Origin of the sequence: Paenibacillus sepulcri, from assembly GCF_042647105.1 — a bacterium.
Lineage (GTDB): Bacteria > Bacillota > Bacilli > Paenibacillales > Paenibacillaceae > Paenibacillus_Z > Paenibacillus_Z sepulcri.
Map to the genome: position 1 here is coordinate 8,034,819 of NZ_JBHRUP010000001.1, position 15,615 is coordinate 8,050,433.

Consider the following 15,615-nt stretch of genomic DNA (forward strand, 5'->3'; position numbering starts at 1 on the left):
GGGTTTACGAATGGGCGGTATATGGAAAAAAAGCTCGATGGTCATCGTCATCATGGTGCTGATCCTGTCATTGATCGGGTGCAGCTCGAATTCGAACAACGGCACGGCAGATGAAGGCAGCAAAAACAGCAATTCTGAAAGCAGCACCGGCGGAGATGCCGCAGGCGGATCGACGGAGCCTGTTACCCTCAGTATTTTTGGCGTAGTCGGCTCTACCGTGGTCAATAAACCATTTCAGGACGACCAGGTCATGGCGGAATTGGAGAAACGCACAGGCGTCAAGCTCGACTTCACCTCGGAGCTGAACGTGACGGATCGTGCGGAGAAGCTGGCCATCATGCTCGCCGGCAACGATCTGCCGGATATCGTGGTCTACAACTCGCTGACCGACAGCTCCAAGATCCAGAGTGCCAACGCTGCCATGCCGCTCGATGAGCTGGTAGAGAAGTACGGTCCGAATATCAAGAAGAATGCGGGACAAGCGATCGAGCTGATGAAACAAGCATCGCCTGACGGCAAGCTGTATTATCTGCCAGGGGGTATCGGCAATGTGCAGTTTTCCCCGCTTGTCAATGACAACTCGTGGAATATCCGCTGGGATCTGTATAAGCAATTGAATTATCCGAAGCTCGAGACGCTGGACGATCTGCTGAATGTGCTGGAGCAGATGCAGAAGCTTGAGCCGATGAACAAAGACGGCAAGAAGAACTATGGTTTGGGCTTGAACCTGTCAGAGACGTGGGGGCAGCTGATGATCGACAAGGCGATTGCCAATCTGCAGGGGTTCGTACAGGCATTGCCCAACGATGCTTATATCGATATGAACACAGGCAAGCTGGTACCGCGGATTTCCGACCCGGACAATATTTTCTGGAAATCGATGGAATTCTATAACCAAGCCTACCGGCGCGGCATTCTGGATCCCGAATCGGCTACCCTGAAGTACAACACCATTACGGAGAAGTATAAAACAGGCCGTTATTTTGCAAGCACGACACATTGGTCGCTGGGCGGAGCGGATGAGCAATTTATCACCCAGGGCACGCCAGAGAAAGGCTTCCTGCCTTTCATGATCGATTACAACAAGCAGAATATCTATGTCGGCCAGGCGACGTACAACGGTGACCAGTTCCAGATGTTCATCTCCAAAAACTGCAAAAATCCGGAAGCCGCAATGAAGCTCATCGATTATTTATACACGAACGAAGGCACCGAGCTGTTAACAAACGGGATTGAAGGCGTTCATTACGATATGGTGAACGGCGTGCCGATCGTCAAGGATGAGGAAATCAAAGCCGCACTGGCGGACCCGAACCATTTTGTGCAAACGGGCATTCATAAATACGACCATCTGAGACGATATATTCCGCAAAATAATCCGAATGGATATCCAACCGAGTTCAGGGATGTGCCGGAAACAGTGGCCAAGGTCATGACGGCGGCCCAGAAGGATTTCATGGAGCACTACGGCTACAAGACCGTGACGGAAGCCTTTACCAAAGTGCCGACGTATGTATATGACACATCCGTGCTGGGCTCAATAACGACACCCGCCGGATCGGCGCTTCAGGCAAAGGAGCAGCAGCTCGACGCCTACTTGATTGCGAACATCGCGAAAGTTATTTTCCAGAAGAACGATGCGGATTATGCCAAGGCGAAAGACAAGTTCCTGAAGGATTACGAGGCCAAAGGAGCCAAGGAAGTGTTCGATTATTATGTTGAAACGTATGACAAAGCGATGGCGCAAAGCAAAGTGCAATAAATAGCCAAAGCTGCAGGGCTGTCGGATCTCCGGCAGCTCTTTTTTATTTGGCTGTAAATGAAATGACTCAAATCGAAGACAAGAAATTCACTTTGCAGGATTTTTATGTGAATTTCAAGATGATGGAAATATGCAAAATATCAAGTTTGTCCAGTTTATTGTCGGAATGATCCATTGAGATCGCTTACATATTACGGCATAATTAGAGCAGGCAAGAGACCAGACCGGAAAGGGATGATTAATGTGCGTAAAATAAAAGCAGGTGTGATCGGTGCAGGTGTCATCAGCAATATTTATCTCAAAAACCTGACCGGCATGTTCAGCAATATCGTGGAAGTCAAAGCCGTCGCCGATCTGGTGCAGGAGCTTGCGCGCAAGCGCGCGGACGAGTACAACATTCCTCATGTTTACACGGTTGACGAGCTGTTGGCGGATTCCGAAATCGAAATCGTTCTCAATTTGACAGCTCCTGTCGCGCACGCGCCGCTTAATCTCAGAGCGTTGGAAGCCGGAAAGCATGTCTATACGGAAAAGCCTTTTGCACTGAACCGGGAGGATGCCGATCAGGTGCTGGCCCTGGCCCAGCAGAAAGGGCTGCTCGTCGGCTGCGCGCCGGATACCTTTCTTGGAGCAGGCATCCAGACCTGCATCAAGCTGATCGACGACGGTTGGATCGGCACGCCATATTCGGCCAATGGCACCATCATCATGGGGAATTCCTCAGGGGGGATGCATCCGAATTTCCAGAATTTCCTGAAGCTCGGCGGCGATCCCATCATGGATATGGGCCCTTATTATTTGACCGCACTCATTGCACTTCTGGGTCCAGTGCGCCGCGTCACAGGCTCCGCGCAGCAGCTGAACGGGGAAATAACCATCCTCAACCCGCAATCCCATGCGTTCGGCCAGACCTTTCCGCTTGAAGCGCCAACGAATGTACATGCCGTTCTCGACTTCGCAAGCGGCGCTGTGGCAAGCCTGCAGGCAGCCAAAGAAAGCTTCGGCTATTCGCCGCGGCTGGAAGTATTCGGAACCGAAGGCAATCTGATTGTGCCCGATCCCAACTTCTTCGGCGGCGCTGTGTTCATCAAGTTCCCCAGCGGCGAGACGAAGGAAATCCCGCATTCGCATGCCTACGCGGAGGAAGGCCGCGGCATGGGCGTCGCCGATATGGCTTATGCCATCCAGTCCGGCCGCGCCAACCGCGCCAGCGGACAGCTGGCGCGTCATGTTCTGGACATTTCGCTCGGTATTTTCGAGGCTTCTTCGTCAGAGAAGCATGTTCATCTTCAATCGACGGTGGACCGTCCAAAGCCGCTGCCGCTTGGCTTGAAGTACAACACACTCGACGCCTGAGGCCGATTACGGAGAAATACTGCAGATGGCCGATTCCACAGAGCAGAGCAGGGCAAGCAATCCGTAACCATTCAGCAACCATTCGCATTCCGCTGCAAAACTAGAGAGGACAGGTGAATCCCGTTATGAAGAAATTTCCGGTTGCCGTTCAACCGTACACCATTCGCGAGGCGCTGTCGCAGGACTATGCCGGCGCGCTGGAGAAAGTCGCCGAAATCGGCTTCAAGGGCATTGAGCTCGGCCGTCCGCCGGAAGGCATGACCATTGCTCAGCAGAAGGCGCTGCTGGACCGCCTGGGTCTGAAGGTCGTCGGTACCCACGCCGGGTTCGATACGCTGGAATTCGACACCGACCGGATCGCCGACTACCTGGAAGAAGTGGATGGCGGCAAATTCGTCGCGATTTCGATGAAGTTCGATTCCAGGGAAGACCTGCTGGAGAAAGCGAAGAAGATGAACCGGATTGGCGAATTGTTCAAAAAAAGAGGCATTACCTTCCTGTATCACAATCATAACTGGGAATTTGAGAAATTCGACGGCGAATACGCGCTGGATATTCTCCTGCGCGAGACCGATCCGGAGCTTGTGCAGACGGAACTGGATACATTCTGGATCAAGAAGGGCGGAGAGGATCCCGTCACCTATCTCAGCAAGCTCAAGGGCCGTGCGCCAATGCTGCATATTAAGGATGTGGAAGCGGGAGAGGAGCAATTTTTCGCGGAGATCGGCGAGGGCATTCTCGATTTTCCGGCGATTGCCCGCGTTGCCGAAGAGATCGGTGTTCAGTGGATGGTCGTAGAGCAGGACCTGAGCCGCCGCGATCCGTTCGACAGCCTTCGCATCAGCTATGCCAATCTGAAGAAGCTTGGCTTCATGGAGCAATAAGGGAAAGGCGGGGGATCCTTCATGAACCTTCCGGACGTCACTGACAGCCGGCTGCCATATGTTTGTCTGCCTTCGATCCATGTCGCCGGCGATGTTGTCAAGAAAGCCGGAACAGGACTCGGGCCGCGTGAAATTGACGATTACGAGCTGCTGTATTTTCCCGACGGGTCCAAAAGCATGTATCATATCGGGGGAGAAGCCTATATGCTGAAGGAGCCCTGCTTCATCGTCACCCGTCCGGGCGAGCATCATCGTTATGAATACGATCCTTACCAGCATTCGCGGCATATGTTCATTCATTTCGGCTTCGAACGAAATCCCGGTCTGATCCCGCCTCTGGAGATTATGCAGCCGGGCGGTCCTTCCTGCATCCCGATCGACAGCGACCTGCTGGTCGGCATGATGAAGCAGATTCTGTATATTTCCTATTCGTTTCCCGAAAAGCTTCAACAGCGGGGAAGCTCTCTGCTGCTCGCGCTGCTTGAGGAGATCAACGGCCATATCGTCGATAAGCCGCACGCTTCGCAATCAAGCCGCATTCCGCCGCAGATCGTAAAGGCGCTTGATTTCATTGAGAAGCATATGGAACAGCCGCTGTCAGTTGAGAAGATTGCCAATAAAGTGGGCTGGACGCATGAGCATTTTTCCCGTTCGTTCGTCCGCTTTATGGGCCGTACGCCGCGCGAAGCGATTATCCAGCGGCGGATCGAACGCGCCTGTCAGCTGCTGCTCTATGAGGAGCAGAGCGTCAAGCATGTTGCGTACGCGGTCGGCTTCGCCGATGAGAATTATTTCTCCCGCGTATTCAAGACGGTGAAGGGCATTACGGCGACGAAGTACAGAAAGAAATATTACAACCCCATCTATCATGATCTTGTTCCCGTCAACGAGGGCGATTCGCTGTATCCGCCGAACCGGATTCTGTATAATGCGGGAGCAAATTGAAATATGAACGATTGAATTAAGGCAGTTCCAGGCTGTCTGCGCGGTATGCGATGTGTTGGAAGCTCTGACCCCGCGGGGTGTCAGAGCTTCCGATGTTTTGATCACTAATTCAGCAGAAAATAAGGAGGCTTCCACATGTCATTTCCATTCAAAACATCGTTGAATATGTCGACGTTATTCCCATTCAAACTTGATGTCACCCGGCAGATTGACGTTGCCGCCGAAGCTGGCTATGAAGGCATCGAGCTGTGGGTCCGCGATATCGACACTTACCTTGCGGCTGGCGGATCACTGAACAATTTGCGTCAGCGCATCGAACAATCCGGCCTCACTTTCGCCAATGCCATCGCGTTCTGGAAGTGGGTGGACTCTGACGCTTCGGAGCGTGAGAAGGGCTTCGAGCATGCGAAGCGGGAGCTTGAGCTGCTCGCCGAGCTCGGCTGCGTCGCCGCAGCAGCGCCGCCTTTCGGCAATGTCGCGTCCATGACGCTGGGTGGTATCGCGGAACAGTTCGGCAAGCTTGCGGCAATCGCCCGCAGTATAGGGGTAGAGCCTTATCTGGAGTTCTGGGGCCGGGCGCAAAAGCTGTCGCGGCTAAGTGAAGCGGTATACGTCGCAATGGAGAGCGGTGTGCAGAACGCCAAAATCCTTCTTGATCCCTTCCACATGTACACGGGCGGCAGTGCAACAGGGTGGATCGGTTCCCTGAGCGGGGACAGTATCGGCATCGTTCATGTCAACGATTATCCAGTCGAGCCGTCGCGTGACCTGATTGCCGACAGCCATCGCGTATTCCCGGGGGAGGGGATTGCCCCCTCCGCCAATCTTGCGAAGCTGCTGCATGCAGCGGGATACAGCGGATTTCTGTCGCTGGAGCTTTTCATCGAAGACTTCGGCAGCCTGTCTGCGCTGGAAGTCGCGAAGCAGGGACTCGCCAAAGTGAAATCCGTCTATAGCTTGTAACGGCCAGCAACCATCTGGAAGAAGGAGATATATATGGTCACCAAAACCGTTGCCAGGCTGTCTCTGTTCACGATTACGTGGCCGATCTTCGTGGAATCGGCTCTGCAGATGCTGCTGCGGATTTCGGACACCTTTATGCTCAGCAAGGTGTCAGATGACGCTGTGGCATCGGTCGGAGTCGCCAATCAGATCATCATGTTCGCCGTCCTGATGTTCAATGTGATTGCCGTCGGCTCCGCCGTCGTCATCACGCAATATCTGGGGGCCAAACGATATTCAGAGATCGGCAGACTTGTCTCATCCTCGATCGCGATCAACTTCCTGTTCGGTCTTGTGGTCAGTGTGCTGGTTGTCGGCTTTAGCGGCATATTGCTTGATATTTTCGGTCTAACGCCGGATTTGTTCCGGCAGGCGCAGCATTTTCTCTACATTGCCGGCGGCGCTCTGGTCGTGCAAGGGGTGCTGACGGCCGTCATTGCCATCATTCAAGCGCATGGGTTCACGCGGCAGACGATGATGGTTACAATTGGCATGAACATACTCAATGTATGCGGCAACTATCTCGTCATCTACGGGCCGTTCGGCTTCCCCAAGCTGGGCGTGGCAGGCGTGGCGATGTCGACGACGATTGCACAGCTGGTCGGGCTTCTCGTCAACCTGCTTATTCTTCGCAAGGTCGTTGGCGCCCAGATTCAGTGGTCGCATCTGCTGCATTGGAAGCGGGAGCATGTGAACAAAGTGCTGCGGGTCGGTTTGCCTTCATCTGCCGTCAATTGCTCCTATTCCGCAAGCCAGTTTGTGACGACAGCATTCATCTCGTCGCTTGGCGCGACGGCGCTCACAACCCGTGTGTATACCCAGAACATCATGTTCCTTATCATGGTGCTGGCGATATCCATCGGACGGGGCGGGCAGATCATTATCGGCCATCTGATTGGTGCGGGCGAGAGCGAAACGGCTTACCGCCAGGTATTCCGCAATTTGTGGTCAAGCATGCTGATCACACTCGCCGCCGTTGCCCTGATCAGTCCGTTCCGCAAAGAGCTAATGGGGCTGTTCACACATGAAGCATCCATTATTCAGATTGGCGCATCGCTGCTGCTGCTCGGCTTTATTCTGGAGCCGGGCCGCAACTTCAACATTATCATTGAGCGGTCGCTGCAGGCAGCAGGCGATGCGCGCTTTGCTATGGTGGCGTCCATCTCGGTATCGTGGCTGTTCAGCATGCCTGTTATATATTTGCTCGGGATACATATGGGGTACGGTTTGATCGGGATCTGGTCTGCCTTCATCATCGACGAATGGATGCGGGGCATCATCCTCTACCTGCGCTGGCGAAGCAGGGCGTGGCAGAAAAAATCACTGCTGGAGTTGGATGAGAGGGAGCCTGCCGTTCGAGCGGCAGATGCTTAGCCCGTGAGCACGGGCAGCCGGGATTATTTTTTTTTGGTTAAGCAAGAAGAAGCGCCTGTCGCCGTCCTCTGGTGACACGGCAAGATTTTTTGTCTCAGAAATATAAGCACGCATGGGAATTTATACTTTCTATAGTTGAACAAAAACCGCATGGCACCAGGGGTTATTTGGGTTTTTTAAAAATTTCTTGACATATAGAAATACTTTCAATTATCATTGGCTTCAGCAAACCAAACGGATAGAGGGAGTGAGAACGGTATGCGGAACCCATACGGCATAGAACAGCATCAGAACATTCAGCCGAACGGATGCGGGCAATTTGAGCAGTCCTTCTTCCAACATATCGCGATCCCGACCTCCCTATATAAGCGGAAGTTTAACGAGGTGTAGCTGCCTCCGCTTTAACACGCCAGAGGGCTGCCAGGATCGTTCAACAGACGATCCCGGCGGCCCTTTTTATGTTCGGAGACGAACTCGAGAACATAATTATAATATTGAAAAATAAGGGTTGACAGTAAAAAATATCCTGTGATAAGATCGGTCACAAGAAAAGAATGAAGGAGGGGAACAAGCATGAATGCTTACGGGATCAAGATTCATCCGGATAACCGGAACCAGCAGTTTTCTGAGGAAAATATCAATCAGTTCGAGCATGGGTTCAGTATATCTCAATTTTACAGATTTGCCTTTTACGCTGCAATTCGTAGAAATCTTTCGTTTCATGAGGTTGTCCCGCTTCATTTCAGCCGTGGATGATACTCTCGTGACAACAAGATATCTTTAAGCGTAAAGGCTGCTCTCCAAAGTGGCCTTTCTTCATGCCCAAATGAAGAAAGGAGCGTTGAAGGTAGCTTTTTATTATACCCTTATGAACGAACAAATGTTCTTCTATCGGTATAAAGTCATGAGAAGTTTACGCGGAGAGTGAAAGCCCGGAATTAAAGCTTCCATTTTCGGATCCATCGTCCATGGAGACCATGGTGAAATGGCAACACGACGGTTTGTGGCACCGTTAAACGCGGGTTCGATTCCCGCTGGTCTCCCCAATTTTTCATACGGATGGGAAATGATCAGATAGGCTGACGCTTCAAAACGGCGGCTGACAGATTTGCGGGTCATGTCCGCTCCTATCCTCCATCGGGGCCTAGCTCAGTTTGGTAGAGCGCGTATGTTGGGAGTACGCGGCCGCAGGTTCAAGTCCTTCTGCTCCGACCATTCTTTATCCGTCACGAATCATATTGCTCCTTAGCCAAGTGGCAAGGCAACGGTCTTTGACACCGTGATCCTTGGTTCGATTCCAAGAGGGGCAGCCAACTTTCAGTTGGCAAGCGCGGGTTCGAATACTGTTCTCCCGTGCGAAGCGAAGCAGAGTGCAAGTGGACAGACAGTCACCCTGCATCATAGATGGTTAAATTCCATCCCTCTGCACCAATTACATAAACCCGCTTACCCTTGTATCTGTAAAAAAACGCATAGGTTCGGAGGCTTCGTCATACCATATGGGTGTAGCAAAGGCGGTAACGCGGCGTCTTCATCAAACCACGGAAAGGAAGATAGACCCGTTGAGGTATAGGTGATGATATGAAAAGTAACCCGAAAATACCCTGGATTCACAGCATGGAATTTATGAACACCACAGAACGGTGCATGGACTTGAATACGGTCTTCTCGCGAATTGAGTCCTTCATGAAGAAGGAGCCTCATGCCAATTACAATCTTATCATCGGTTCGGACGGCCAAGTGCATCGGGGATTTACAAAACTGATCACGGGGATCATTATCCGCCGTGAAAGCAGGGGAGCATGGGCGTGCTACCGGCAGGTCATTATACCGCGGGAGATCCGATCCGTGCGCAACAAACTTTCCACGGAGACCAGCCTGAGCGAGGAAATTGCATGCTATTTTGATAATCGCAAAAGGAGTCAACTGGAGGATATAATCCTGCCCTATGTCTATCAGGGAGCCTCTTTCGAGGTGTCGATCCATATCGATGCCGGCAGTGACAAATTCATCAGCAAAACTGCGTTCTTTGTTGCCGAAATGGTGGATCGTGTGGAATCCTTGGGCTGGTTGCCCGTCATCAAGCCTGACTCTTTCGGAGCCTCTTCTTATGCAGACCGATACTCGAAAAGCAGCAAGATACCCGCAAGTTCGATCTGATGGCATCAGTCGGATGACAAAAAAGGTTGCGTTAAAGCCCTTGCTTTTCAAGGGCTTTTTGACTGGCCATTTGCACGGCTATCCAGGAAGAAGCACAAACCGGCCTTCACTCACTATACTGAATGTTACTAAGTTTCAAACAATTCAGTCATTTCCACCTGCTTCCATGTGATTTATAATAGGACAGGCAGGGGCAAATCTTGGATGCTTAGTCTGAGCTGCAAAAAACGCATAGAAGATTGAAAGCATTTTCAAGAAACTGTTAACGCGGATTCAAGAGAGGAGAATACGGATCATGGAATATGTCAGATTAGGAAAGTCCGGACTTAAAGTTTCGAGAATCAGCCTTGGCTGCTGGAATTTCGGAAGCCCGAACCCGCCCTGGGGGAAAGCGGGCAAGGTCACTCCCGAGGATTCGATACAAATTATACATGCCGCCATCGACATGGGGATCAATCTGATCGATAACGCCAACCGGTACACGGGCGGAGAAGCCGAGGAAATTCTCGGCAAAGCGATCAAAGGAAAACGGGATGAGGTTATTGTAGCTACGAAGGTTCACGGAGAGGTCGGTCCAGGCCCTAACGATAAAGGCCAGTCCCGGGCCCATATCATGAAGGAAGTCGAAAACAGCCTGCGACGGCTCGGCACCGATTATATCGATTTGTATCAGGCTCATAACGTAGATTGGGATACGCCGCTCGAGGAGTCGCTGCGCGCCTATGATGATTTGATCCGTCAAGGGAAAGTGCGGTATATCGGCTGCTCGAATTTTCCCGCTTGGGTGCTGGCCAAGTCGCTTTGGGTCAGCGATGTGAACAAGCTGGCAAGCTTTGTTTCGGTGCAGCCCAATTACAGCCTGACCAACCGTGCGGTGGAGAAGGAGCTGCAGCCGCTGTGCGTTGACCAGGGGATCGGGATGATCTTATACAGCCCGATGGGTGGAGGCATTCTGTCAGGGAAATATGAGGGCAGCGTTCCGGAAGGTAGCAGAGGCGCTGACGAGCCTGCGGTTGCCGAGAAGGCGCAGAGATTTCAGAATGGGGTTAACCAGTTGAAGGACATAGCGGAGCAGCTGGACAAAACACCGGCGCAGGTCAGTTTGAACTGGATCATCAATCGACCTGCCGTGTCCTCGGCCATTATGGGCGTGAGCCGCCTGGAACAGCTGCAGGAGAATGTCGGTGCGGTTGACTGGAAGCTTTCCGAGGAACATATGAAGCTTCTAAGCGACGCTTTCCCTGCTTAACTACGGCGGAAGAAGACTCGAATTGGGCGCTTTATGCAGGCATTTTCATTATATTTCGGGAGGAATGACAAAATGGCAGGAACGTATAAGGTAGATTTTCGTCAATTAGGCCGTACCGGAGCCAGGGTTTCGAATCTCTGTCTGGGTGCGATGAATTTTGGTTCGCGAACGGAAGAAAAGGAATCTGTCGAGATCATTCACCGCTTTCTGGATGAGGGCTTGAATTTCATCGATACGGCTAACGTCTACTCCAAGGGAGTATCCGAAAGCTTCGTCGGCAAAGCGATCAAGGGCCGCCGCGATGAGGTTTTTCTGGCAACCAAAGTGCATGGCAGGATGGGCGAGAAGCCCAATGACCAAGGGAACAGCCGCGTCCATATTTTGAAGCAGGTGGAAGAAAGCCTGAGCAGATTGCAAACCGATTATATCGATTTGTACTGGATTCATCGTCCCGACTTGAACACGCCTATTGATGAAACGTTGAAAACGCTTGATGATCTGGTGCGTCAGGGAAAAGTCCGCTACATCGGTCTTTCCACGTTTCCGGCCTGGCAGACGATGGAATCTATTATGATCAGCAAGCAAATGAATCTGGAGCAGTTTGTGGCCGAACAGCCGCCATACAACCTGTTTGACCGCAGTGTGGAGGAGGAAGTGGTCCCGGTTTGCCAAAAATACGGACTTGGCATTATGCCATGGGGGCCATTGGCTGAAGGCTGGCTGACAGGCAGATACCGCAAGGATCAGCCTTTCCCGCAGGATACGCGCGTTTCCCGCAAAAATGTAGATTTGAATTCAGGCTACATCGTGGATCGTCTGAACGCGATCGAGGCGTTGATGCCAATTGCGCAAGAGAAGGGAATTACCTTAAGCCAGCTGGCTCTGGCCTGGCTGATTCAACAGCCTGGCGTTACTGCGCCGATTATCGGGCCAAGAACCATGGAGCAATTGGACGATAATCTGGGAGCGCTTAATGTTGAATTGAACCAAGACGATCTCGACCGTATCGATGCGGCGATTCCGCCAAAATCCCGTGTTGGCGGGAAACGTCACTGGGAGTAAGAAGCCGAGCAACGTAAATCCTGGTGCAGCCTTTTCAAAATTGCTCTCTAAGAAAGGACCGCTTCGGGAAATTGAGCAGAGTTCCACGGGTACAAGCGGTTTAAATAAAGTACGGCAGCCGGGCTCGATCGTGAGCGCCGGCTTTTTTTGTGCCCACTTTCATTTGTGGATAAATAACTAATAAAAGAAATAAAAACATAATATTACATATTATTATAGATATAAATATGTTATTTAGAAGTAGTTCCTACATTCAATTACGCTTTCTTCAACGCAGGGCATAGTCTCCTAATAATCTGAATTTCAAATGATAATTACCAAATAGAGATAGTCAATTTAAAGCGTGCGTGATACATTGAACTATAGCATCAAACACCGTTCATTATAATGAACGGCTGCCCGGGAAGGGAGTGATGACATTTAAGATGAATTTGAGACCGTGTTAACATCATACAACTCAGGTCAATGCGATTGTCGATGGCAATCGTTTTTTCAACGCCAATGAGCAGGAGCTGATTCATTGAACATCTATGGCTATTTCGTAAACCTCTATCAATCCATCTTAAATCACCACAGCCAACTCACTTTGAAAAAAAGAATTGTCTTCATTTTTGCCGCCAGTACCTTTATTCCGTTTTTCTGTACGGCAGTTATTTCCTACAATGCAATCAATTCGATTCTGACAAGCAGACTCGAATCCGGTATCGAGAGCAATCTTGATCAAATTGTGCTGTCGCTTGAAAATTCCATTGACAATATCAATCATATCTCCCAGCAGCTTGCTTATCCAGGGAGCATAGCGGTCAAACTGGAAACCTATCTGGATACCGGCAACCCCAATATACGCCGCAATTTGGTCGATCAAATTAAACAGGAAATCAATCATGCTACGTTCACCAATCCCAGTATCGGTTTAACCATGTACTATCGGGAAAATGGCCAGGTGCTTTTCGAAAATTTCCCCCTGAAAGACAGTTTTGACATCGGGAATCTCCCTGCACTGGCGAAGTATTATAAAATTACGTATTTTGGACCGCATATCAGCAATCAACGGTTCACGAATGAATACGTGCTGTCGGCTACGCGGGAGGTAGATATCCCCGGCAAAGAAAGCCTCTATATCTATATCGAATCCGGCTATAAGCTTACCCAGAACATATTGCAGGCCGACCGGAGCGTCAAGAATACCTTTAACCTGATTATGGACAACAACGGAAAAATCGGATACAGCGAGCTGGAATCGGTATTTCCGGTTAGTTCCCGTTTTCAGGGCAGCATGTCCGGGAAGCAATCCGGTATGATTGGCGATTATTATTGGTTCGGCAAAAAAAGCAACCAGGGATGGGAATTCGTGACCCTGATCCCGGTTTCCGAATACAACAAGGAAAAACAACACTGGATCACGCAAATGGTTGTTTTATCTCTTATGTTCGCCATCATCAGTCTGTTGATTGCCTGGATGTTATGGAAGATGGTATATAAGCCGCTCAACCGGTTCAGTCTGGAAATCCGCAGCATGGCTCACAGCGATTTTGATTCCAGGTATGATGAAACCAGGATTCCGGAATTCGACTTTCTGCTCATTCAATTTCAAAAAATGAAAAAACAGATCAGGGAGCTGTTCGTGGAAGTAGAGCTAAAAGAAAAGCGAAGAATGGATCTGGAAATTGAAAAGCTCCGGTATCAAATCAACCCTCATTTTCTTATGAACACATTGGATACGGCCCATTGGCTGGCTGTTATGAACGGTCAGAAAGAAATTGACCGGCTTGTGCTGTCGCTTAATAAATTGCTGCATTATAATCTTGGGAAAATGGGAGTGGTCTCCACGATTTCTCAGGAAATCGAGTCGTTAAAAAATTATTTGATACTGCAGCAAATCCGCTATGATTTTGAATTCGTTGTTAGAATCCATGTGGATGACAAAATATTGAGTGAACCTGTACCAAGATTTATTCTGCAGCCCTTGGTTGAAAACGCTCTCTATCATGGAATAAAGGATAACGGCAGCATTCTGGTGGAGGTCAGATTCGATCAGGGAATCCTGATTTCGGTATTCGACAACGGAATCGGCCTGTCACAAGAAACCATCGACAAGCTGCTGGATCGGGACTGCCCGGCAGAGGAGCAGCTCGGTATGGGAATTGGCATCAATTATGTGAAGCGCATGGTAGATTCGCATTACGAAGGCAGAGCTCGATTAGACATCAACAGCATGCCAGGAGAAGGCACAACGGTTTGTTTGAGTCTTCCGGTGCAGAAAGAGGAGGCGCGAAATGATTAATGTGCTTGTAGTAGATGATGACAAATTGGTCCGCAAGGGTTTGATTTCGTCCATGCCGTGGGACGAGTTCGACATGAAGGTGGTTGGAGAAGCCAATAATGGAGAAAAAGCGCTGGAGCTTCTGGAAACCCACAGGATTCATTTATTGCTGACGGACCTGGCTATGCCCGTTATGAACGGACTCGAGCTGATGCGGGTCGTACGGAATCGGTTTCCAGATATCCATATTGCGGTCCTTACTTTGCACCAGGATTTTGATTACATCCAGGAAGCCCTGCGGCTCGGAGCGATTGATTTTATTGTGAAGGTGCAGCTTGAAGAAGAACGTTTCGAGGAAGTGCTGGGTCGGATTCACAACCGCATTCTCCAGGAGCAAATGAAGAAAACGGTTGTTTCTTCAAGTGCAGCCGGCATGGATCCTTTTGCAACCGATACGGGTTTTGCGCTTTTACCTGTAGGTGAACCTGACGATGTGGAATGGTTATACCAACTCATCGGCATCTCCGATTGGGTACTGAACGGGATTGATCATTATATATGGCTGTGGCTTCCCGGGGATGAGCCGGATAACGGAAAATCTTTTGAGATCATCATAAATCAAGCTCTTGATCGCAGCGGATGGCTGGTCATGCGTCTGGAGGGGCTGGCCGGGAAGTCCAAAAAGGAAGTGTTGAGCCTGCTTAGGAATTACCGGATGGGGGATTTGTTTTATGATTTTGATGACAGTCGGAACGATCTGCTGCACAAAAGCATTCATGAGCTGCCGAGCAAACCAAAGTCGTTGGAGGAAGAGGAATTCACCTCGCTAAAGGCTCGCTGGCTGTCCTTTGACTGGACCCAACAGGAAAGTCTCGAAGGTCTGAAGTCAGAGCTTATCAGGCTGCGGCTGCCCTCTTCCCGGCTCAATCACTTCCTTCATGAAATTGCCATGGATTGGAATCGGGTCTACGGCGAGCTATTGGAGTCCAACATCGAGCTTCCCGCCGTTTTTAAAAGCTGGGGCGAGGCTGCAAGCTGGCTTGCGCTTGTCCGTGAGACGGCATGTTTGCTGCAGGGCACGGAATATTCCTGGGAAGTTGTCAACAGCATCATGACGGCAGTCAAGATTGTGAAAGATGAGCTGGATCAGCAGCTGTATGCCATTGATGTTGCCAAAAGGGTCAATATGAGCCGAAGTTATTTCAATCAATGCTTCAAGGACATTGTCAGTCAATCGTTCAACGAGTACTTGCGGCAGGTGCGAATGAAAAGGGCCGAAGAATATTTGCTCCAGTCAAGAAAACCGGTTCAATGGATCGCTGAGCGGACGGGGTACGTGGATGTTAAATATTTCAGCCGCATATTCCGGGAATCTACCGGCATGACGCCCAGTGAATACCGAAAAAACAAGAGCAAGGCGATGAATGTCTGAGATTGGGTAGAAAGATGACCGGCTGCAGGAGATATTCGTCCAATGTTCACCCATTTTTATGATCATGCTTCAGATATAGAGCGCTTTCAACAGTGATAGAATAATCAATATTCCTACCAGAGACAA

General features: G+C 50.3%; 11 protein-coding genes and 3 tRNA genes. All 14 read left to right on the forward strand.

The window, feature by feature from the left end:
* Positions 1-10 precede the first annotated feature (10 nt).
* The 14 genes from ACFOLF_RS34835 (at position 11) to ACFOLF_RS34900 (ending at position 15,489) form a co-directional block, all read left to right on the forward strand.
* Complete coding sequence (locus ACFOLF_RS34835) at positions 11-1,762, forward strand: extracellular solute-binding protein (protein WP_210045326.1); 1,752 nt, start codon at positions 11-13, stop codon at positions 1,760-1,762.
* Between the two features lie 243 nt (positions 1,763-2,005).
* The gene (locus ACFOLF_RS34840; protein WP_210045325.1) at positions 2,006-3,118 is read left to right on the forward strand and encodes a Gfo/Idh/MocA family protein; all 1,113 of its coding nucleotides are present in this window, start codon (positions 2,006-2,008) and stop codon (positions 3,116-3,118) included.
* A 125-nt stretch (positions 3,119-3,243) separates the two neighbouring features.
* Positions 3,244-4,002, forward strand: a complete 759-nt coding sequence (locus tag ACFOLF_RS34845; protein ID WP_210045324.1) for a sugar phosphate isomerase/epimerase family protein — start codon at positions 3,244-3,246, stop codon at positions 4,000-4,002.
* 21 nt (positions 4,003-4,023) lie between these two features.
* On the forward strand, positions 4,024-4,947 hold the full coding sequence (locus ACFOLF_RS34850) for an AraC family transcriptional regulator (protein WP_210045323.1): 924 nt from the start codon (positions 4,024-4,026) through the stop codon (positions 4,945-4,947).
* Between the two features lie 135 nt (positions 4,948-5,082).
* Entirely contained in the window at positions 5,083-5,910 is an 828-nt protein-coding gene (locus ACFOLF_RS34855; RefSeq protein ID WP_210045322.1) for a sugar phosphate isomerase/epimerase family protein, read from the forward strand.
* A gap of 33 nt (positions 5,911-5,943) precedes the next feature.
* Positions 5,944-7,323 (forward strand): MATE family efflux transporter, encoded by a 1,380-nt coding sequence (locus tag ACFOLF_RS34860; protein ID WP_210045321.1) that lies wholly within the window; start codon positions 5,944-5,946, stop codon positions 7,321-7,323.
* A gap of 971 nt (positions 7,324-8,294) precedes the next feature.
* Positions 8,295-8,369: transfer RNA gene (locus ACFOLF_RS34865), tRNA-His, on the forward strand.
* 92 nt (positions 8,370-8,461) lie between these two features.
* Positions 8,462-8,538 (forward strand) — tRNA-Pro (locus tag ACFOLF_RS34870).
* A gap of 24 nt (positions 8,539-8,562) precedes the next feature.
* Positions 8,563-8,636, forward strand: a tRNA-Gln gene (locus ACFOLF_RS34875).
* 268 nt (positions 8,637-8,904) lie between these two features.
* Positions 8,905-9,483: a ribonuclease H-like YkuK family protein gene (locus ACFOLF_RS34880; protein ID WP_210045320.1), complete on the forward strand. Its 579-nt coding sequence runs from the start codon at positions 8,905-8,907 to the stop codon at positions 9,481-9,483.
* 295 nt (positions 9,484-9,778) lie between these two features.
* Positions 9,779-10,732, forward strand: a complete 954-nt coding sequence (locus tag ACFOLF_RS34885; protein ID WP_210045319.1) for an aldo/keto reductase — start codon at positions 9,779-9,781, stop codon at positions 10,730-10,732.
* A gap of 72 nt (positions 10,733-10,804) precedes the next feature.
* Entirely contained in the window at positions 10,805-11,794 is a 990-nt protein-coding gene (locus ACFOLF_RS34890) for an aldo/keto reductase (protein ID WP_210045318.1), read from the forward strand.
* Positions 11,795-12,314: 520 nt separating this feature from the next.
* Positions 12,315-14,078 carry a sensor histidine kinase gene (locus tag ACFOLF_RS34895; RefSeq protein ID WP_379113451.1) on the forward strand — a complete coding sequence of 588 codons (1,764 nt, stop codon included), beginning with the start codon at positions 12,315-12,317 and terminating at the stop codon, positions 14,076-14,078.
* Positions 14,071-15,489, forward strand: coding sequence for a response regulator transcription factor (locus ACFOLF_RS34900; RefSeq protein ID WP_210045317.1), 1,419 nt, complete (start codon positions 14,071-14,073; stop codon positions 15,487-15,489). The genes ACFOLF_RS34895 and ACFOLF_RS34900 overlap by 8 nt, the downstream gene beginning before the upstream one ends.
* The last annotated feature ends 126 nt before the right edge of the window (positions 15,490-15,615 follow it).